This is a genomic window from Stieleria tagensis (assembly GCF_024129865.1).
Taxonomy (GTDB): Bacteria; Planctomycetota; Planctomycetia; order Pirellulales; family Pirellulaceae; genus Stieleria; species Stieleria tagensis.
Map to the genome: position 1 here is coordinate 87,198 of NZ_JAMYFE010000038.1, position 18,327 is coordinate 105,524.

Sequence of the window (18,327 nt, forward strand, 5' to 3'; positions counted from 1 at the left end):
GCGTCGCACCTGCGATCAAAGCGAGACTTTAAAAAAGCGGGGAACGCAGGGGGCCAGGGATGGATCGGGAGCGACACGACTGTCATTTCTATTTTAGCCGGCCGCCGGCTTTCTGGCATTGCCGTCTGGCCAAATCCAGCAATCCCAAACACACCAAATTGGCGGCGCAGCGATGTGGAACACGCAGGAGCGCGGAAATCAGCGGGCTGTCGCCACCGGTTAACACTAGCTGCGGTGTGGCGATTTGCCCGCGAATTTCGCCGTCACCGTCTGAATTTAAACGCAGCGCGTAGTCATCGGTCAATCGCTCGATGCCGCCGGCGACCGCGGCTAATACGCCCAGACGGATTGCATCGACGGTGTTTTTGGCCGGAGCAAACGGAGTGTTCGGTCGCGATTCCACTTGCCGGTCTTGGTCCTGCAGGTCGTGCAGGGTGCGCCGCAGGCCCTCGGTGCCGGACGCGAGTGCCGCGTGTTGTAGGCGGATGCCCGGCAGGATCGCACCACCGCCGAACACGCGCTGCCCCGATGGATCGTTGCCCACCCAGTCCACTGTCACCGCGGATCCGGCATCGACGACAATCACCGGCACGGGAAAGCGCAATGACGCGGCATAGGCGCCAACCAGGCGATCGATTCCCAATCGGTCGGGGAAATCAACGTCCACTTTCATCGGGACCTGTTGATGGCACAGTTCCATCCAGGCCGCATCGGGAAAGGTTGCCGCAACACTTTGGTGCAGTCGTCCGCTGGCGGCGTGATTGACGGTCGCGATCCACCAGGACGACGACGCACCGCCGGTCTGGTGGTGGACCCAACCGCACAGTGAATCAATCCAGGCGGGGTCTTCCCACAAAAACGTTTGTTGTGGGTAGCCGCTGTTGTTGCAGTCGGACTGTTCGGGGGCGTTCTGGACGGCGTCTGCGATCACCACTTTGATGGCTGTGTTGCCGACATCGACGGCGACGTACCAATCGACGCAGGTCACGACGAATCCTTCGCAGACGTTTGGTCGTCGGCCGATTCGTTCTCGAAATCTTTGGCTTGCAAGTCGTTGGACAGTTGCGCGGTCGGACCGGCCAAGTGAGGCGGCACACGACGTCGTTCCTTTCGCGCCGGCGTCTCGGTTTGCCGCAACATCGGAATGTCTTCCCCGGATTCCAGCAATTCGGCGCGGCGGCGATCGACGCGGACCATGATTTCCTCGGTCAACTCTGGCAGCCCATCACCGGTCATGGCGCTGATCATGAACACCGGTTTGCCGGTTTCTTCACGCAGCAGCTGGGCGACTTCGTCCGCGCCGGGAGTTTCTGACTTGGTCACAGCCAAAATTTCATCGCGCGCCGCCAGATCGTCATCGTACTGGGCTAGTTCGTTACGGATCGCCCGATAGTTTTCGATCGGGTCACTGCCATCGGCCGCCTGGGGTTCAACCAGGTGCACCAGCAATCCGGCCCGTTCGACATGTCGTAGAAATTCATGCCCTAATCCGATCCCGTCACTGGCACCTTCGATCAGTCCGGGAATATCCGCGAGCAGAAACGAGCGTTCGCCGGAGAGTTCGACGATGCCCAGGTTGGGGTGTTTGGTGGTGAAGGGATAGTCTGCGATTTCCGGGCGAGCGCTGGTGATTCGGCTGAGCAGGGTACTCTTGCCGGCGTTTGGTTTGCCGACCAGTCCGACATCGGCGATCGATTTCAGTTCCAAAATGACCCGTCGCGACTCACCTTCTTCACCGCGGGTGAATTGAGTGGGCGTTTGGTTGGTGCTGGATTTAAAATGCGTGTTCCCGCGGCCACCGTTGCCTCCCTTTGCGATCACAAACGAATCGCCGTGGTGTTTCATGTCCTTGATCACAAACCCCTGCTCGGCGTCGATCACCGTTGTGCCGGGGGGGACATACAGGACGCGGTCGTTGCCTTTGCGACCGTGCCGCATCGATCCCTGGCCGGGCTGGCCTTTGGGGGCATAGAAAAAACGCTGGGTACCGAACGCGGCCAGCGAATTGACCCCCAGTCTGGCTTCCAGGATCAAACTGCCGCCGTGTCCGCCGTTGCCGCCATCTGGGCCGCCTCGAGGAATATATTTTTCGCGGCGCATACTGTAGCAACCATCGCCGCCTTTTCCGGCGTGAAGTTCGATCTGAACGCGGTCGACAAACATCGTTGTTGGAGACGGTAAAAAGGGGAGCGGACGGTTGCGTAATCCGTCACTCTAACATGGCAGGGACTCGGATCGCAGTGACCTGACATCGCTTTTCAAGGATTTCGAAGTGGTGTTGCAGGTGTCCGGCGGCCAGCCAGGCCAACGCACGCACGCTGAGATGATTGCCGGCAACGCTGCCGACACAATCCCAACTGTGAGGGCACAGCCGTTCCAACAGTTCCAGATTCGCGCTCCGCAGCTGGCTCAATTCCTTGGCCAGTCGGGTGAAATTGCCCAATCCGAATCGGCTGTCGGCTGAAACGTTTTCGTCCCAGTTAGGCAGTGATGGCTCACTGCCATCGGCCATACACATGATTCGATAGCCATACATTCGTTCGGCGTTGGCACAGTGTTCCATCACCTGCCGCACGCTCCACTGATAGGGCGGGTGGATCCGATCGACCTGTTCGGTGCTGATACTGGCCGCCAACTCGCAGATCCAGTGCAGCTGTCCACGTAGCTGCTCGATCGCACAATCGCCGTCGACAATCCCGATCAATTCGCCGTGATACGGGTTTTCAAACTCACTGGATTCCGGTCGGTGGCTGGCAATTCGCTTCATGTCCGTGTTTTTCATCGCTGGGCGGGTGGGATCTAAGAAACCAAATGTCGAATCGCCATCGCAGTCGAGACGATCGATTCGGCATCGATCGTGTGGGGACCGGCAAACGAATGGAATTGCGAATCGATTCCGGCGGCGGCGATCAAGTCGCGCAGGCGTTCGGCCGATGCATAGGGCAAAATCGGATCGAGTGTCCCGTGTGCTTGATAGACGTGCGTATTTTCTAGTCGCGGCAAGGCGGCGGTCCACCGTGGTTGGCAAATCACCGTTCCAGAAAACAACATCAGCAGGTTTGGCGGTGGGACGTCGCCACGCACCGCGGTGTCCATCGTCAACATCGCCCCCTGCGAGAATCCGCCCATCGCCAGCGGGATGTCCGCGACGTCGCAGTGTCGCTGCCCGGCCAGTTCCTCCAGCGCCAATTGGATCAACTGCGACAGATCGCTGCGGGCCTGGTCCAGTCCCGGCGGGACGGCATGGTGCAGTTCATCAAACCGCTCGGCCTGCACCGCATCCATCAATTTGGCCATGTTCAGTGCCCACCAGGCACGGCCGCTGGGCATTCCCAATTCAGCCAAACTGTGTGGCGCGATGGGGCAGATGAAACGGACCTTGGACGCGGTGTCACCCAGCAGGTGCACCCATTCACCCACGACGCCCACCATGTCGCTGCCGGGGGCGCCGTAGCCATGGCACAACACCACCAGCGCGGTGGGGGGCTGCGAACTCTCCCCATCGATGACGTAACTGTCGAGTGATCCGTAGCGAACTTTCCGGGGCTGATTCATATGCGTTGAGTCGGGGTGCAGGTCAAAGGGCCTGCCAAGTCTAACGCTGATCAGCAAATCGTTGTAGCTACTCAGTCGGGCCTTTTGATTTCAACGAATGGAAGCTCGCCAATTTCAATTTGTCGACCTCTGGCTGCTGACTGGTCCATAACACCGGGCCGGCGCCCAATTTCGGCTCGAAACCATTGTTGATGAACTGGTCGCGGTTGGTGTCATACAGCTGTTGAACCGAACCATCAGCCATCAAACAGTTGGCCACGCCAGCATGCAGCGGCATGATGCCACGGTAGTCCTGCCGCGTAAAAAAGTTCCATTGCCTGTGCCAGCCGCTGGGGCCGGATCGACTAGTACCGCTCGCAAAATGTGGAGTTTGCAGGTGATAGGGACTAAGCGTTTCGGCGTTTCCATCAGCATCCAAATCGATGTTGGCGACGTTGCCGATCGGCCCACCGACGATCGGGGTTGTGTACAAGCTGCCCGATGCAATCGGTCCCACCGCGGTGCTGGTGTATCCCGTCGGCGTGGCGTCGCACAACAGCGGCACAGTCGTGCTGGGAGCCTTTGATGCATCGAGGAAATGGATTTTCAGCGGGCCCTTGGTGACGTTGGTGCCGCGCGGGTCGGTGCTGGTGCAGGAGGACCCGCCCAGCGGCGCCGGGTTGCCCTGGCCATCCAAATTGAATTCCGTCCGCAACATAAACCAGGAAGCGGCGTAGTTTGTGTTGTAGCCGTTCTCGATCATTTTCCTGTTGACGATCTCGGCACGCAACTCCGATTGTGGCGGTGCCGCTTCGGCTAGGATTTGTCGCGCCACATTGCGAATCACGTCGCCCGATTGGTTGGTGTATTCCGGCCTGCCCAGTCGATTCACACAATCCGTGTCGGCAAAGTCCGTCAGCGGGGCCGATAACATTTCCTCGATCGCTTTACCGGTCACCGCCGAGTTACTCGGGCACATCATTTCACCGGCCAAGATCGATCGTTCGACCAGATCCGCAACCCAGCTATTTTCGGTCGGGACGCCATCGCGTTTAAAATCAAAGCTGCCCGAACAGAGCGATCCGTCAGGGACTTGGCTGCTGCGCGCCAACAGTCCCACACCGAACTGCCGAAGGTTTGATTGACAGGCGGCCGCCCGAGCCGCCTCGCGGGCTTTGCCCATTGCCGGCAGCAACATCGACGCCAGCAATCCGATAATCGCAATCACCACCAACATTTCGATCAATGTGAAACCACTTCGCCAGCGGGAGGATCGCGCCGATTGGGGGTTCATGATTCGGGCCTCGCATTCCAAGAGGGGGGAGACAGGAGTAACGTTGCGTCAGGTTGTTGTCTCGTTGAAAGTCGTTTCTGGGGACACAAACAACAATGGCAAAACGATTTTTGAACGCCTTCTTCATGGCTCCTTCACGCATCTCGCGCGCGACAATTCATCTTCGCTCTCGACTGCGAAAAAATTGGCCCTCCGTCCGGTGGCTGATGGGAGTTGCTAAACTGCTCGCGTGATGAATCAAACGCCTATCAAACAAGATGCCCGTCCCGACATTGCCTGGCAGTGGGGCGTGGACACCGACGAATTGGAAACGATCCAGCTGCGACGACTCAATCGGTTGCTGGCCGACGCTGGTCAGAATGCGTTTTATCGCGACCGGCTTGGTCCGCTCAAACTGCCGCTGGAATCGCTCGATCAACTCGACGAATTGCCGTTGTTGGTCAAATCCGATTTGGTCGCCGATTCACCCGGCCAGCCCGGCCGTCTGTTCACACTGCCGCGTCAATCCTATTGCCGCTTTCACCAAACCAGCGGGACCAGCGGGCATCCGATGCCGGTGCTGGACACCGCCGCCGATTGGTGCTGGTGGCTGGATTGTTGGCAACACGTTTTGCATGCCGCCCATGTCACGCCGGCTGACGTCGCCATGATGGCGTTCTCGTTTGGCCCGTTCATCGGTTTTTGGACCGCCAGCGATGCGCTGGTTCGCAGCGGCGCGCTGATGGTTCCCGGCGGCGGCATGTCCAGCGAGACGCGGTTACAGATGATTCACGACCATCGCTGCACGCTAGTCTGTTGCACACCGACCTACGCGCTGCATCTGTTGGCGGTGGCCGACCAGATGTCGATCAACCTGCGCGATAGCACGGTGACACGTCTGATCGTCGCCGGCGAACCGGGCGGTAGCCAACCGGCGATCCGCGCCCGCATCGAACAGGGCTGGGGCGCGACGGTGATCGATCACAGCGGCGCCAGCGAAATCGGCGCCTGGGGATTCGGTTCAGATGACGGTCGAGGTTTGCATGTGATCGAGACGGAATTCATCGCCGAACGTCTCTGTTTTGATGACAGTCATCCCACCGGGCGCCGCGCCGGCGATGGCGAACCGGCCGAGTTGGTGTTGACCGGGCTGGGACGCTACGGCGGACCGGCGATCCGTTACCGCACCGGTGATATCGTGCAGGGCTATCGAAACCACGACCACAGGTGTCGCTTTCTGTACCTGGACGGCGGTGTGCTGGGACGCAGCGATGACATGATGGTCATCCGCGGCGTCAACGTGTTCCCCAGCAGCATCGAATCGATTGTCAGACAACACGACGCAACCGCCGAGTTTCGCATGATCGTGACCAAGCAAGGCGAGATGGACACGCTCGCGGTCGAAGCCGAGCTCGATCCGAATCGCTGCGCCGAATTGGCCGAATTGTTTCACACCCGACTGGCAATGCGGGTCGATGTCCAACCGGTCGAGATTGGTTCGCTGCCACGTTTCCAGGCCAAATCCAAGCGGCTAGTCGATCGCCGCAGCGACTGAATTCCGCTTCGTTAACCCGCCGCGACCGGACTCCGTCAGCCCGGTCGCATGGCTGCGTGCTGTCAGCCATGGTTTCCGATCAATCAAAGAACCTGGCCAGCACCGCTTCACTCGGTTTGGGCGTGAACAGCGAAACGATGATCATCGTCACCAGCGAACTCAGTAACATCGCGACCACCGGCATCACTTCGTAGGTCTCGCCGCCAAACGGTAACTCCAGCACAAACGTCCGCAGCGTGCCCTGTTGGACCGCTTGGTAGAACATCACGCTCCAACTGGTGATCGCTGCAAAGACACCGCTGATTGCGCCGGCTGCCGTTAGGCCACGCCAATACAAGGCCGCGAACACGATCGGGAACAGGGCGCTGAAACCGCTGAAGCACCACACGCCCAGGGCGAACACACTGGGTGGTTTCAGCAGGCCTAACCCATAAGTGATGGCGACGATGGCGATGATAAACAACCGTGTGTACAGAACTTGTTGGGCATCGGTGACGTTTTCTTTGCCTTTGTAATGGGTCAACACATCGTTGGTGAAGATCGTCCCCAGGCACAGGAATTGGCTATCCAGACTGCTCATGATGGCTGCCAAAATGCCGGCGGCCAACAGCCCGCTCAAGATGTTGCCGGTTTGTGTGTTGACCAGGAACGGCAAGATCGCGTTGGCATTGACGACGTTGGTGCCCGGAATCAGCGGCAATGGCGGTTTGCTGGGCATCAGGCTGCCGGTCGCCCAGACGCCGACCAGGACACAGGGAACCCACACGATCATGATGAAAATCGGGTGACAGATCAGTGGGACTTTGAACGTGTTGGCACTTTTGGCTGTCATCCAGTGCTGGAACAAGTGCGGGAACATGCCGACCGACAGCGGTATCAGTAGATAAGTAAAGAATTTCATCTTACTCATCTCGATCCGCGTGGATTTGTTCTCCGGTATCGATTCACCGAGTGCCTTCAGGTTGGCCATCAGGCCATCTTGCCCACCCAGCTTCGATGCGATCACGTAAAAGGTCACGATGCCCAAGATCATGAACACGATCGTTTGCATCGTGTTGGCCCACGTCGTTCCTCGCATGCCGCCAAAGAACACGTAGACCAACACGACCACACAGATCACCAGCGATCCCAGCCAGGTCGGGACGCCGCCGTTGAGGGCGCGAATCGGGTTGCCGTCGGGCCCGATGACCGGAAACAAATCCGGGGATAGTCCTGCCGTCAGCGACTGGACCACCACACCGCTACTGATCACTCCGATCAACAGGTAGGGGATCACCAATCCGACCAGAATCGGAAACAGCAACAACCCGATAAAGTCACTTTGCAGGCGATCGCGAAAGAATTCGATTTGAGTGGTGTAGTGATTGCGGCGGGCGAGTTTCCAAACCTTGACGCCGATCACAAAGAAGCACAGTGAGTGGATGATGCCGCTGCTGCTGGCCAACATCCCATAGACGCCGACTCCCTCTTTGAACGCTTCGCCACTGCTGCCCACCAACGCAAAGGCGGTCATCGTCGTACCGAACATGCTCATCAGCAACAGGAACGGGCCGATCGAGTGACTGGCCACCTGGTAGTCTTCCTTGGTGCCTTTGAACAAGCGACTGGAAAACAGTCCCAGTGCCAACAGGGCGCCCAGGTACAGCAGAATGATGATTAACTGGGGTAACCCCTTGTGGTCAATGATATCCATTAGGACGCAGCCTCCTCAGATTTGGTTTCTGGTTCGGCGGTCACCGCGTCGTCTAGCGGCCAAGCAATCACCGTTGCCAGGGCCCAAGTCAGGCTGGCACCGATGGAAATGCATGCGTGCCAAAAAAGTCCGATCGGCATAAAACCGAACACCAACGTGTCGTCGGTCCAAAACCAATTGTCCTGGTGCAGAATCAGAAGCAGCACCACCAGCGCGGCGATGATCCACATGCCGGTGGATTTTTGACTTAAAGAACGCATCAATCGCATGTCCAGTCGGAGAGAGTTCTAATGGAGGGGGGTGTCGGGCGGGCGAGCGACACAGAGTGTACTCCGCCGGCAACACCGGTTCATAGTCGGGTACGAACGTGGGCTTCCCTCCCGGGGCATCCGAGTCTATCGCGAATCCCCCGGTCTGTTATCCTCACCGCGAAACAAAATACGGCTAACAGACACGTGCAAACAACCCAAGATCTTATCGCCGCTTGTGCCTTCGGGCTCGAAGCGATCGTCCGTCGCGAACTCGAATCGCTGGGCATCGAAGCATCGATCGGCCAGTCCGGTCGCGTTCACTTTCGCGGCGATTGGGAAACCATCGCCCGCGCCAATCTGCATCTGCGCTGTGCCGACCGCGTGCTGATCCGTGTCGCGGAATTTCCGGCGGCCGATTTTGATGCCCTGTTTGAAACGGTGCGCGAGATCCAATGGGGCGAACTGTTGCCGGTCGATGCCAGTTTTCCGGTCACCGGCCGATCGATCAAATCGCAACTGTCAAGCGTCCCGGCCTGTCAACGCAGTGTCAAACGGGCCATCGTGGACGGGATGATGCGCGACCATCACACCACCGCCCTGGACGAGTCCGGCGCCACCTACAAAATCGATATCGCGCTGCTCAAGGACATCGCAACGCTGACCATCGACACCACCGGGCGCAGTCTGCATCGACGCGGCTATCGCATCGAAGTTTCCGATGCCCCGCTCAAAGAGACGTTGGCAGCCGCACTGGTGATGCTCAGTTTTTGGAAACCCGATCGACCGTTGTTGGATCCGTTTTGCGGCAGCGGCACCATTCCGATCGAAGCGGCGCGGATCGGACGCAATATTGCTCCCGGAATCGATCGCCACTTCAGTTTTCTGGATTGGCCGCATACGCCCGGCGAAGTGGTCGAGGATCTCCGCAGCACCGCGATTGCCGCTCAACTCGATTCGCTCGAGGAACGAATTCTGGGCAGCGACATCGATGGGCGGGTGCTGAGAGCCGCACGCGACAATGCCGCCCGGGCCGGTGTAGCCGACGACATTCACTTTCAAACCGGCGACGTCCTGCAATTGACCAACAAGCGTCGTTTTGGATGTTTGATCACCAATCCGCCCTACGGTCTGCGGATCGGTGACGATTGGCAACTCGACGCGCTTTATCACGCGCTGCCCGAAGTCTTGCGCGGATTGCCGACCTGGTCGCATTATTTTCTGACCGCCTATCCGAACTTTGAAGCCGCTGTCGGACGCCCCGCCGACAGGCGACGAAAACTGTACAACGGTCGGATCGAATGCACCTATTACCAATTCCATGGCCCACGCCGTGTGACCGGCGACGTTGCAACCGAGACTGCTGAGATCGACGAATCGGTCAACGCCGTTGAATCGGAAGTGCCCGCACAAGACACCGCGGATGTCACAGTCGCAGCCAAGCCACCGGCCAAGCCCCCCGCCAAGCCGTACCTGCACGCGCAAGGCCCGGCGGCGTTTGGGCATCTGGACGCGAAAGCCATCGAGCAATCCGAGTTGTTCGCCACCCGTCTACGCAAACGTGCCAAACACCTTCGTCGTTGGCCGACCCGCCGCGGAATCACCTGCTTTCGTCTATACGAGCGCGACATCCCCGAGATTCCACTGGTCGTCGATCGTTACGAAGACCATTTGCACATCACGGAATATGAACGGCCCAGCGACCGCGACCCCTCGCAGCACGCCAATTGGTTGGAACTGATGGCGCGGACGGCAGGCGAAACGTTGGAGATTCCGCAGGAACAGGTGCATCTCAAACGCCGCAGTCGCCAACGCGATCTGACTCAGCACGAGAAAGTTGATTCGACGGGCAACCGCATCGTTGTCAACGAAGGCGGTCTCAAATTTTTGGTCAACCTGGACGATTACGTCGACACCGGTTTGTTTTTGGACCACCGCGTCGCTCGTTCGATGGTTCGCGAGATGGCCGAGGGAAAATGGTTTCTGAATCTATTCGGCTACACCGGTGCGTTCACGGTTTACGCCGCAGCCGGAGGCGCACGAAAAACCACGACGGTCGACCTTTCGAACACCTATATTTCTTGGACCAAAGAAAACCTGCGGATCAACGGTTTCTTAGACCAACGGCGACAAGATGGGCATCAATTTGTCGCCGGTGACGTGGCCGAATTCATCGACAATCACCCCGCCGGTGAACGCTACGATTTGGTCGTCTTTGATCCGCCGACCTACTCGCGCAGCAAGAAAACCGAGCGTGATTGGAACGTGCAAACCGATGCGATGCCGATGTTGCAAAAACTGTTGCCACTGGTCCGCAAAGGCGGCGTGATCTTGTTTTCCAACAATTTCCGCCGCTTTAAATTTGATCCGCAGCAGTTGCAGATCAGTGAGTGTCACGAAATCTCCAGCCAAACAGTTCCAGAAGACTTTCGCAACCGACGCATTCACCGCTGTTGGCGAATCGTCCGTTAAGGAATCGTCGGAACGTTGACGGGTTGCGACGATCCTTACTGCTTGCGTTTGGCCGCTGGTTGCTGGCGATTGCGACGCTGCGGAGCAATGTTCGTGTCCTCGGGGACATTGAATTGCTGACGCGCTTGTTCCAGCTGGGTTTGTAGTTTCTGTTGCACCGCGGTGTAGTCCGAACTGCCGTAGACGCTTTGCAATTCGTTCGGATCGGATTTCAGGTCAAACAGTTCCCAGTCGTCGATCTTTTTGCCTTCGAGCGCGTAGTAGTGGATCAGTTTGTGTTCACCATCGGTCACGCCGTAGTGTCGTGCGACGTTGTGGGCACCCGGATTTTCGTAGTAGTGATAATAAAACACTTCGCGCCAATCGTCCGGTGTCTGGCCTTCGAGCACGGGGACCAGTGATCGGCCCTGCATGTCATCGGGGACAGGAACGCCGGCAATCTCCAAGAACGTTTCGGCAAAATCAAGGTTCGAGACGATGTCGTTGTTGACCGAACCCGGTGCAATGTGACCCGGCCAGCGAGCCAGCAACGGGGTCCGCAAGGATTCTTCGTACATCCAACGTTTGTCGTACCAGCCGTGTTCGCCCAAGTACCAGCCTTGGTCCGACGAGTAGATCACGATGGTGTTTTCGGCCAACCCGCTCTCGTCTAGGTAATCCAGGATTTCACCGATGCCGTCGTCAACACTTTTCACACAGCGTAAATAATCTTTGACATAACGCTGGTACTTCCACTGGAAGATCTCGTCTTCTGTCATCGACGCCTTGGCGGCTTCGAATGCCTTGTTCTTTGGCTCGTAGGCCGCATCCCAGACCTTGCGTTGCTCGGGGTTCAACGAAATCACATCGCCCAGTTTCAGGTCGCGTGCCGAAAGGTGATCACGGATAGTCATCTGTTGGTGACTGGCCGCTTGGGTACGTCCCTTGTAATCGTCGCGTAGCGTTTCGGGTTCGGCGATCGTGACGTCGTCCAACCAGTTCAGATACTTTGGTGCCGGCATCCAATTGCGGTGCGGGGCTTTGTGCTGGTACATCACCATGAACGGCTTGTTCGGATCACGGTCCTCGCGCAACCAGTCCAATGTCTTGTCGGTGATGATCTCGGTCGTGTATCCGGTGTGAGGCCGCGTGACCGGTTGTCCGTCGTCGCCTGCGGTGATCATCGGCGGGTTGTAGTAAGGCCCCTGACCTTTCAATACGTCGTAGTAGTCGTACCCCTGCGGCGTCGTGACCAAGTGCCATTTACCGATGATTGCCGTTTGGTAACCAGCCGACTGCAACAGTTTGGGGAATGTCTGTTGGTCGCCGTTGAAGCGATTGCCGTTGGTCATGAACCCGTTGATGTGGCTGTATTTTCCAGTTTGGATCACCGCCCGGCTGGGGCCGCAGATCCCATTGGTCACATAGCAGCGATCAAAACGCATGCCTTCGCGCGCGATCCGATCCATGTTCGGTGTCGTGATCCGCGTCGGGTCATAGGCGCTCAACGCTTGGGTGCAGTGATCATCTGTGAAGATGAACACGATGTTGGGACGCTCGCCGTCTTCGGCGGCACGACTGATGGTGGCGGGCAACGCCAACATGCAAACGGTCAGCAGCAGCAAACGCTGCGATGCAGTAGCAATGGTGGTGGGCATGGGTGGTGCTAATTGAGGCAGGAAGGGGGCCGAGATCGAATCCGCAGATCCTAATCGTAGCGATCATCCAGGACAAACGTTTGTGGTCGCCGGCGGAATCAGGCAATGGACTGCTGGAGTGGCAAAAACACGTTTTGATCCGCTATTTTTCCATGCGAATGATGGTTTGGGCGTTGTCGGCGAACTAGACTTTCGGATTGTCGATTTCGGTCTCTTTCCCCACCTCCTTCCCGCCATGCTCGCATGATTGTCTCGCGCTACCCGTTCCACTTTGCCGTGGCTGTGTCTGCACTTTTGCTCGTTTTTCAGGGATCGTTTGCCACATCGGCATTCGCTCAGGAGGCCGACGGAAAACCCAAAAAAGGTCCCGCCTACACCGCTCCACCCGAAAACGATGCCAACTATCCGTTGATGGGCGAATTTGCCGGTCGCGTTCAAGTCGACGGCCAGCAGAAACGCCAGCCACTGGCATTACAGATCCGACCGATCGCCGGAAACCAATTCCAAGCGATCGCCTTTCGCGGCGGACTGCCTGGGCAGCCTAATCATGAAAGCGAAGAAATGCGGCTGATTGGGCTACGCTCGGGCGACAATCTGATTCTGTCCGGCGGTCCGTGGGCAATCTTTGTCGACGCCGACGGTTGCAATCTGATCAATAGCAATGGCGAGAATGTGGGGCGACTCAAACGCGTGCATCGCCAAAGCCGAACCCTGGGCGCACCAGCACCCGACGGCGCGACCGTGTTGTTCGATGGCAAACTCACCGAGCACTTGATTGATGCCAAAGTCGACGACGAAGGGCTATTGGTCGAAGGCTTTCGGATTCGTCCGATGTTCCAGGATTTTGACTTGCACGTCGAATTCCGATTGCCTTACATGCCACTGGCCGATGGGCAACAACGCGGCAACAGCGGGTTGTACCTTCAAAGCCGTTACGAATGCCAAGTGTTGGATTCCTTCGGAACTGAAAAAATGTTCAACGGATTGGGGTCGCTGTATCGCATGAAAGCTCCCGATTTGAACATGGCGCTTCCACCCTTGGTCTGGCAAACCTATGACATTCATTTCACCGCACCACGCTGGGCGTCTGACGGAACCAAAATTCGTGACGCGCATGTGACCAGTTGGGTCAACGGTGTCAAAGTTCAAGACGACGTCGCACTCAAAAGCAAAACGGGTGCCGGCAAAGAAGAGGCTCCCACGCTGTCACCGATTCATGTCCAAGACCACGGTGATCCGGTCCGTTTTCGAAATCTGTGGATCGTCGATCGCGGACTGACGCACATCGATTTTCCTGTGATCGCCACCAAGCAACAACGCGACGAAGCGGCCAAGCTGGAATGGAATGAACCGCCGCAACCAGAGCCCCAAGACACAGCAGAGGACAAACCGGCTGAGAAAACGCCAGATGCGGACAACTCAGACACGGCTGAATCCAAGCCCGATGGCGATGCGGATAAGAAAGCCGACGACCAGGCTGACCAGGATGACCAAGCCCAGCAGGACACGGACGATAAATCCAAGTAAAGATCGCTGGCACACCGGCGTTGCTGCGGCACGACATCGGCTGCAGGGCGTGGTTATGATGTGCAGCGGTTTTGACGCGTTTCCTCTGCACACCTTTGGGTTCACTATGCGTTTGTTGATGTTGTTGGTTTTCGTTTGCGTTTCCTGCGGATCCTCCGTCGCCCAGGACGTGCTGGTTGCTGATCAGGCCGACCAGGGATCGTCCGTCAGTGAGTTGTTGGCACCCTACCGGGACGCGGCGGAGAAACGATGGTCCAAGGACATCGCCGCATTCGATGAACTAAACGCAGCGGAAACCGATTCTGCTGATTCAATCTTATTTATCGGCAGCAGCAGTATTCGTCGCTGGACGACGATGGAAACGGACATGGCCCCCTATCGCACGATTCGACGTGGATACGGCGGTGCCAAGTTCACCGACATGGCAGTGTTTGCTGAGCGGTTGATCACGCCGCACCAGTATCGTGCCATCGTGATGTTTGTCGGCAACGGCGTGGTCGGGAAACCCGATGACCACACGCCCGATCAGATCGAAGCGCTGGCGCGATCGATCGTTGCCGTGTCGCAGCAACATCAACCGGGTGTGCCATTCCTGCTGATCGAGATCACGCCTTGCGAAAGCCGCTTCGCTGTCTGGCCCAAAATTCGTGCCGTCAACGCACGTCTTCGTGAGATCGCGCTTTCGACGCCCGATACCTATTTCATTCCCACCGCCAGTCACTATCTGAAACCCGACGGGACGCCGCGGCCGGAATTGTTTGTCCAAGACAAACTGCACCTCAGCGACGCTGGCTACGATCTCTGGTCGTCTTTGATTCGCCGCCGCTTAGATGACGTGCTGCGATCGATGGCCAGACAGCAGGCCAATGAGTCCACCCCGGATCCGAAACCGCAGTCCTAAAACCTGTCGCAACCACCGCTCACTTTCCTAAAAAAACCCCAGCCCCTTTTTCAGAGACCGGGATCCGATTCGAATTGCGGTCGCTGGTTTGTTTATTACAATAAAATAAAAATGGGTAATTGTTTGGTGGTGGCAAATGGACGATTCGGAAGTTCGAAAGGTTGATCGACTGAGTGATTTGAACATTGCCCAGCTTCGCACCTTCCGGCAGGTGATGCAGGAAGGCGGTTATGCAGCGGCGGCCAAGGTGTCACATCTCTCGGTCCCGTCGGTCTGGCAACACATCCAATCGATGGAAAAGTCGTACGGCGTGCAATTGTTCGAGCGTGTTGGACGCCAGGTCGCGCCGACCGATGCAGCCAAGCGGTTGTACGAGCAGGTGGATCGAATTTTGGTGCAGCTGGAATCGACGTTTGAGTTGGTCAGCGCCCAGTCCGACCAGACGATTCGGATGGTGACCGGCGTGCGAATGATGTTGGAGGATTTGGCGTCTCCGCTAGCCGCATTTCATCGCTGCCACCCCAACCGTTTGGTCGTCCGGCACGGCAACAATCGGCGTGCCGAGGAATTGCTGTTGGCCGACGAAGCGGACTTGGCGATGTCGTTGGAACCCGGGTTGAACCAGGCTTCGGCGCACCTGCATTACGAACCCGCCTACACCGTCGAATTCTTTGCGGTCGCCCAGCAGAGCCACCCTTACATGGCGGCTGAGTCGGATGAACTGAGTGAGCTGGCGAAACACGAGTTGGTGGTCACGCTGGCAGGAACGCACGGTCGTGATGCACTCGATCGAGCCTTTCACAATGCCAACTTAACCGCCAACATTGTGGCGGAAACTGACAACAGCGCATTCACCATCGCTTGTGTGGCCGAGGGGATGGGGGTGGGCATCTTGGCCGGTCGCCGCGAGGGAACGCTGTGTCGAAAACTGGGTTCTCGATCGCTCAGCAAACAACTCGGCCAGCGACGCATCGTCTTGATGTGGCGCAAAGGCCGATTGTTAACCGAGCCAATGCTCGACTTAGTCAATCGCCTGAAATCACTCGAACAGTAGCCCAGGTGCAACCTGGCGAGTTCTCTTGAACAGTAGGCCAGGTGCAACCTGGCGAGTCTTTCTATTTGCGCGCAGCGGGCTTGATCGCAGCCGGTTGAAATTGCGCCAGATCCGGAGCCTGCCCCTGCACACCGCCGGCGGGCACGTCTCGATTGGCCGTCCAAATGATGCCGTTTAAGATCAGACGCCTCAGATCGTCGTCACTCCAGTTTTTATAAAAGTGGGGCATCACGATCGCAAACCCACGTCCTTGGTCGCGTTGCACGCACCAGGAAACGGTTTCTTGTTGGGGGGCTTCCGGTGGCAGCATGGACGTGGCAATGGCGGTCACGTTTTTGGCCAAGCGATTGTTGTCTTTGCCAAAGTAGTTGTTGATGTAGGGTTCGTCGTGCAGCGTGAACTGCGACCAACCACGGCAGATCGGATGGTCGGCGCTGGCTGGTGTGATGGTTGCCGACGCATAGATCTTGGCCACGCCTTTGTGGTGCGGGCACGTGCTGTTAGCAAAGTAGCCGCCCATCCAACGCAGCAGGGGGTGGTCACCATCGTCGGCAACGTCTTTTCCCAACAGACCCGTCGCATAATGCACACAGGCGATGCCGCAACCGCGCTGCATCATTTGATCCAGTTTGGCCAAGATGGCTTGGGTTTCCGGCAAACGCTGCGGCGGAAAGGTGTCACCGATGAACACCACGGTGTCCGCGGCGTCCAACAGGTCGTCTTGTTCAGGCCACCCCTCAACCACCGTGGCCTTGATCGACGACAGATTGTCGGCCTGTTCCAGGCAGTGTGCCATCAACCGTCCGCCGGCGGCCACTTCATGTGATCCCGGCGGGTGAGAACTGGGGCCGACCACGATCAGGATTTGAGTGGCCGGCTGGGCGACAGCCGCCGCGCAGGAAAGAACAGCGATCACCAACTTCGCTAGGATAGATTTCATCAGCCCTGTCCGATCAAAAAGGAAATAGAGTGGGCGGACCAAACGCGATGTCGGACTGCCGGTTTATTTGGGGGATTGTTGGGTCGCGTGGGTTTGCCAGCCGTCGACGGTGAATTCGCCGTGCACGCCGCATTCAAATTTCAGCGCCGTTTCGATCCCAATCCCGCGCCGGCTGGATGCGTTGTCGAATCGGTCGCTATCGGCAACGTTGATCAAGTGGTTGTTTTGGACGGTCGCCTGATAACTGTTTTCATTGCGGAACAGAGGCCGCGACTGGCCTTGGCATTCGATCACGTTATCGGCGATCGTGAAGCTTGAAAAATCACATTCGGGATGAAATCCGAACAGGCCTTCGGTGCGTGGTGTGACGGTGGTTCGGCTGAGGACGTGGTTGTTACGAATGGTCAATTGATTGTAGGGTTCGTTGATCCAGATCACGCCACGTCCGGGATTGCTGATCAAGTTGTGGTGAAAGCTGGCGGGACCTGCCGCGGGGGCTTTGCCGAAGCCGGAGATCAGGTTTCCGTGGTCCTGCTGCGTGTTGAAATCGAACAGGTTGTGATCGATTTCGACGCCGTTGCGGACAAATTCGATCGCATAGCTGTCACGCATCCAGTTATGGTGAATGTGGAACGTACGTCCGCTTTCCGGGACCGGTCCACCGGCGTATTTCGGGATCGAGAGTGTGCCAGCGCAGATGTTGTGATCGATCTCGACGTCCTCGTCGTTTTCAAACGGGAACTCCATTGAAAAATTGACACCGATGGTGTTGTGATGGACGCGACAGCGTTTGCCTTGGCGGACTTTGATGCCGTAGAACTCGTCGGCCTTTCCCTGTTGCGTGCGGACGAATCGATTGTGTGCGATTTCACTGTCCTTCATCCAGATCGCGAAAATGGCACCCCCGGTGATGCCGCCCTTGATTCCCGGTTGACCTTGCTGCCAGCGTCCGCCGGCGTCGACAAAGACGCAGTCGTGAATCTTGGCGCCCTGCATCGAAAACGTGCGAATCCCACTCCACAGCGTGTCTTCGATTCGCAGATGATGCAGGTGCAAGTCTTGGTTGCCCCATCCATAAATGGCACCGTGCAGTTGCGGCCCGCGCAACGTCAAATCGGACACACTGACCGCGTTGGCTTTGTCAGCGATTCGGATCAGGTAGGCATGTGTGTCCATGCCGTCGGTTTTCATTTCCGGATCCGGCAGGGTTTCGGTCGAAGGCGCCCAAGCGGCCGTGTGTGTCAGGATGGTTTGACCAATTCCCGCGCCCTGGATCGTCATTCCGGATTTGGGTTCCAGCGGAGCGTCCAAGGCGTAGGTCCCCGCGGCAATGCGTAGGGTTGATCCCGGTTCACCGTTGTTGATCGCGGCAATCAGGTCCGCGGTGTTGTCAATCGGGTCGGCAGCGACGGTGTGGTTGTGACGCCCCGCAACCAACCCGAATGCGATGTAGACGACGATGGCACGGACTAGGTTGAAACGCATTGAGTTTG

Annotated in this window: 15 protein-coding genes; 5 read left to right on the plus strand and 10 right to left on the minus strand. The window is 57.7% G+C overall.

Annotated features, from left to right (window positions below; translation table 11 throughout):
- Nucleotides 1–88: 88 nt before the first annotated feature.
- The 5 genes from NHH03_RS08790 to NHH03_RS08810 form a co-directional block, all read right to left on the minus strand.
- Nucleotides 89–988: a type III pantothenate kinase gene (locus tag NHH03_RS08790; protein ID WP_253155396.1), complete on the minus strand. Its 900-nt coding sequence runs from the start codon at nucleotides 986–988 to the stop codon at nucleotides 89–91.
- The gene (gene obgE, locus NHH03_RS08795; RefSeq protein ID WP_315861436.1) at nucleotides 985–2,163 is read right to left on the minus strand and encodes a GTPase ObgE; all 1,179 of its coding nucleotides are present in this window, start codon (nucleotides 2,161–2,163) and stop codon (nucleotides 985–987) included. Before obgE ends, NHH03_RS08790 begins: the two co-directional genes overlap by 4 nt.
- Before the next feature lie 46 nt (nucleotides 2,164–2,209).
- The gene (locus NHH03_RS08800) at nucleotides 2,210–2,767 is read right to left on the minus strand and encodes a DinB family protein (protein ID WP_253155397.1); all 558 of its coding nucleotides are present in this window, start codon (nucleotides 2,765–2,767) and stop codon (nucleotides 2,210–2,212) included.
- Nucleotides 2,768–2,799: 32 nt separating this feature from the next.
- Nucleotides 2,800–3,555, minus strand: a complete 756-nt coding sequence (locus NHH03_RS08805; RefSeq protein ID WP_253155398.1) for an alpha/beta hydrolase — start codon at nucleotides 3,553–3,555, stop codon at nucleotides 2,800–2,802.
- A gap of 67 nt (nucleotides 3,556–3,622) precedes the next feature.
- Entirely contained in the window at nucleotides 3,623–4,828 is a 1,206-nt protein-coding gene (locus tag NHH03_RS08810; RefSeq protein WP_253155399.1) for a DUF1559 family PulG-like putative transporter, read from the minus strand.
- A gap of 232 nt (nucleotides 4,829–5,060) precedes the next feature.
- Between NHH03_RS08810 and NHH03_RS08815 the strand changes: the two genes are divergently transcribed.
- On the plus strand, nucleotides 5,061–6,362 hold the full coding sequence (locus NHH03_RS08815; RefSeq protein WP_253155400.1) for a phenylacetate--CoA ligase family protein: 1,302 nt from the start codon (nucleotides 5,061–5,063) through the stop codon (nucleotides 6,360–6,362).
- Nucleotides 6,363–6,441: 79 nt separating this feature from the next.
- Here NHH03_RS08815 and NHH03_RS08820 read toward each other — a convergent pair whose 3' ends face one another.
- Nucleotides 6,442–8,055, minus strand: a complete 1,614-nt coding sequence (locus NHH03_RS08820) for a sodium:solute symporter family protein (RefSeq protein WP_253155401.1) — start codon at nucleotides 8,053–8,055, stop codon at nucleotides 6,442–6,444.
- Nucleotides 8,055–8,315 carry a DUF3311 domain-containing protein gene (locus NHH03_RS08825; protein WP_253155402.1) on the minus strand — a complete coding sequence of 87 codons (261 nt, stop codon included), beginning with the start codon at nucleotides 8,313–8,315 and terminating at the stop codon, nucleotides 8,055–8,057. The genes NHH03_RS08820 and NHH03_RS08825 overlap by 1 nt, the downstream gene beginning before the upstream one ends.
- A 195-nt stretch (nucleotides 8,316–8,510) precedes the next feature.
- Between NHH03_RS08825 and rlmKL the strand changes: the two genes are divergently transcribed.
- Nucleotides 8,511–10,775 carry a bifunctional 23S rRNA (guanine(2069)-N(7))-methyltransferase RlmK/23S rRNA (guanine(2445)-N(2))-methyltransferase RlmL gene (gene rlmKL, locus NHH03_RS08830; protein ID WP_253155403.1) on the plus strand — a complete coding sequence of 755 codons (2,265 nt, stop codon included), beginning with the start codon at nucleotides 8,511–8,513 and terminating at the stop codon, nucleotides 10,773–10,775.
- A gap of 35 nt (nucleotides 10,776–10,810) precedes the next feature.
- On the opposite strand, the gene NHH03_RS08835 is transcribed toward rlmKL, so the two are convergent.
- Nucleotides 10,811–12,412 (minus strand): sulfatase family protein, encoded by a 1,602-nt coding sequence (locus tag NHH03_RS08835; protein WP_253155404.1) that lies wholly within the window; start codon nucleotides 12,410–12,412, stop codon nucleotides 10,811–10,813.
- A gap of 243 nt (nucleotides 12,413–12,655) precedes the next feature.
- Here NHH03_RS08835 and NHH03_RS08840 point away from each other — a divergent pair, with 243 nt between their 5' ends.
- The 3 genes from NHH03_RS08840 to NHH03_RS08850 all read left to right on the plus strand — a co-directional run bounded on the left by NHH03_RS08840 (nucleotide 12,656) and on the right by NHH03_RS08850 (nucleotide 15,894).
- Nucleotides 12,656–13,939 (plus strand): 3-keto-disaccharide hydrolase, encoded by a 1,284-nt coding sequence (locus NHH03_RS08840; RefSeq protein WP_253155405.1) that lies wholly within the window; start codon nucleotides 12,656–12,658, stop codon nucleotides 13,937–13,939.
- 106 nt (nucleotides 13,940–14,045) lie between these two features.
- Nucleotides 14,046–14,840, plus strand: coding sequence for a GDSL-type esterase/lipase family protein (locus NHH03_RS08845; protein ID WP_253155406.1), 795 nt, complete (start codon nucleotides 14,046–14,048; stop codon nucleotides 14,838–14,840).
- Nucleotides 14,841–14,976: 136 nt separating this feature from the next.
- Entirely contained in the window at nucleotides 14,977–15,894 is a 918-nt protein-coding gene (locus NHH03_RS08850) for a LysR family transcriptional regulator (RefSeq protein WP_253155407.1), read from the plus strand.
- Between the two features lie 61 nt (nucleotides 15,895–15,955).
- Here NHH03_RS08850 and NHH03_RS08855 read toward each other — a convergent pair whose 3' ends face one another.
- On the minus strand, nucleotides 15,956–16,834 hold the full coding sequence (locus NHH03_RS08855; protein WP_253155408.1) for a ThuA domain-containing protein: 879 nt from the start codon (nucleotides 16,832–16,834) through the stop codon (nucleotides 15,956–15,958).
- A gap of 63 nt (nucleotides 16,835–16,897) precedes the next feature.
- Nucleotides 16,898–18,319 (minus strand): right-handed parallel beta-helix repeat-containing protein, encoded by a 1,422-nt coding sequence (locus NHH03_RS08860; protein WP_253155409.1) that lies wholly within the window; start codon nucleotides 18,317–18,319, stop codon nucleotides 16,898–16,900.
- Between the last annotated feature and the right edge of the window lie 8 nt (nucleotides 18,320–18,327).

Coding starts and splice junctions, on each gene's coding strand:
- NHH03_RS08855 (WP_253155408.1), bottom strand. CDS start 16,834: ATGAAATCTATCCTAGCGAAGTTGGTGATCGCTGTTCTTTCCTGCGCG.
- NHH03_RS08810 (WP_253155399.1), bottom strand. CDS start 4,828: ATGAACCCCCAATCGGCGCGATCCTCCCGCTGGCGAAGTGGTTTCACA.
- NHH03_RS08805 (WP_253155398.1), bottom strand. CDS start 3,555: ATGAATCAGCCCCGGAAAGTTCGCTACGGATCACTCGACAGTTACGTC.
- NHH03_RS08820 (WP_253155401.1), bottom strand. CDS start 8,055: ATGGATATCATTGACCACAAGGGGTTACCCCAGTTAATCATCATTCTG.
- NHH03_RS08835 (WP_253155404.1), bottom strand. CDS start 12,412: ATGCCCACCACCATTGCTACTGCATCGCAGCGTTTGCTGCTGCTGACC.
- NHH03_RS08825 (WP_253155402.1), bottom strand. CDS start 8,315: ATGCGTTCTTTAAGTCAAAAATCCACCGGCATGTGGATCATCGCCGCG.
- NHH03_RS08840 (WP_253155405.1), top strand. CDS start 12,656: ATGATTGTCTCGCGCTACCCGTTCCACTTTGCCGTGGCTGTGTCTGCA.
- NHH03_RS08860 (WP_253155409.1), bottom strand. CDS start 18,319: ATGCGTTTCAACCTAGTCCGTGCCATCGTCGTCTACATCGCATTCGGG.
- NHH03_RS08845 (WP_253155406.1), top strand. CDS start 14,046: ATGCGTTTGTTGATGTTGTTGGTTTTCGTTTGCGTTTCCTGCGGATCC.
- obgE (WP_315861436.1), bottom strand. CDS start 2,163: ATGTTTGTCGACCGCGTTCAGATCGAACTTCACGCCGGAAAAGGCGGC.
- NHH03_RS08850 (WP_253155407.1), top strand. CDS start 14,977: ATGGACGATTCGGAAGTTCGAAAGGTTGATCGACTGAGTGATTTGAAC.
- NHH03_RS08815 (WP_253155400.1), top strand. CDS start 5,061: ATGAATCAAACGCCTATCAAACAAGATGCCCGTCCCGACATTGCCTGG.
- NHH03_RS08800 (WP_253155397.1), bottom strand. CDS start 2,767: ATGAAGCGAATTGCCAGCCACCGACCGGAATCCAGTGAGTTTGAAAAC.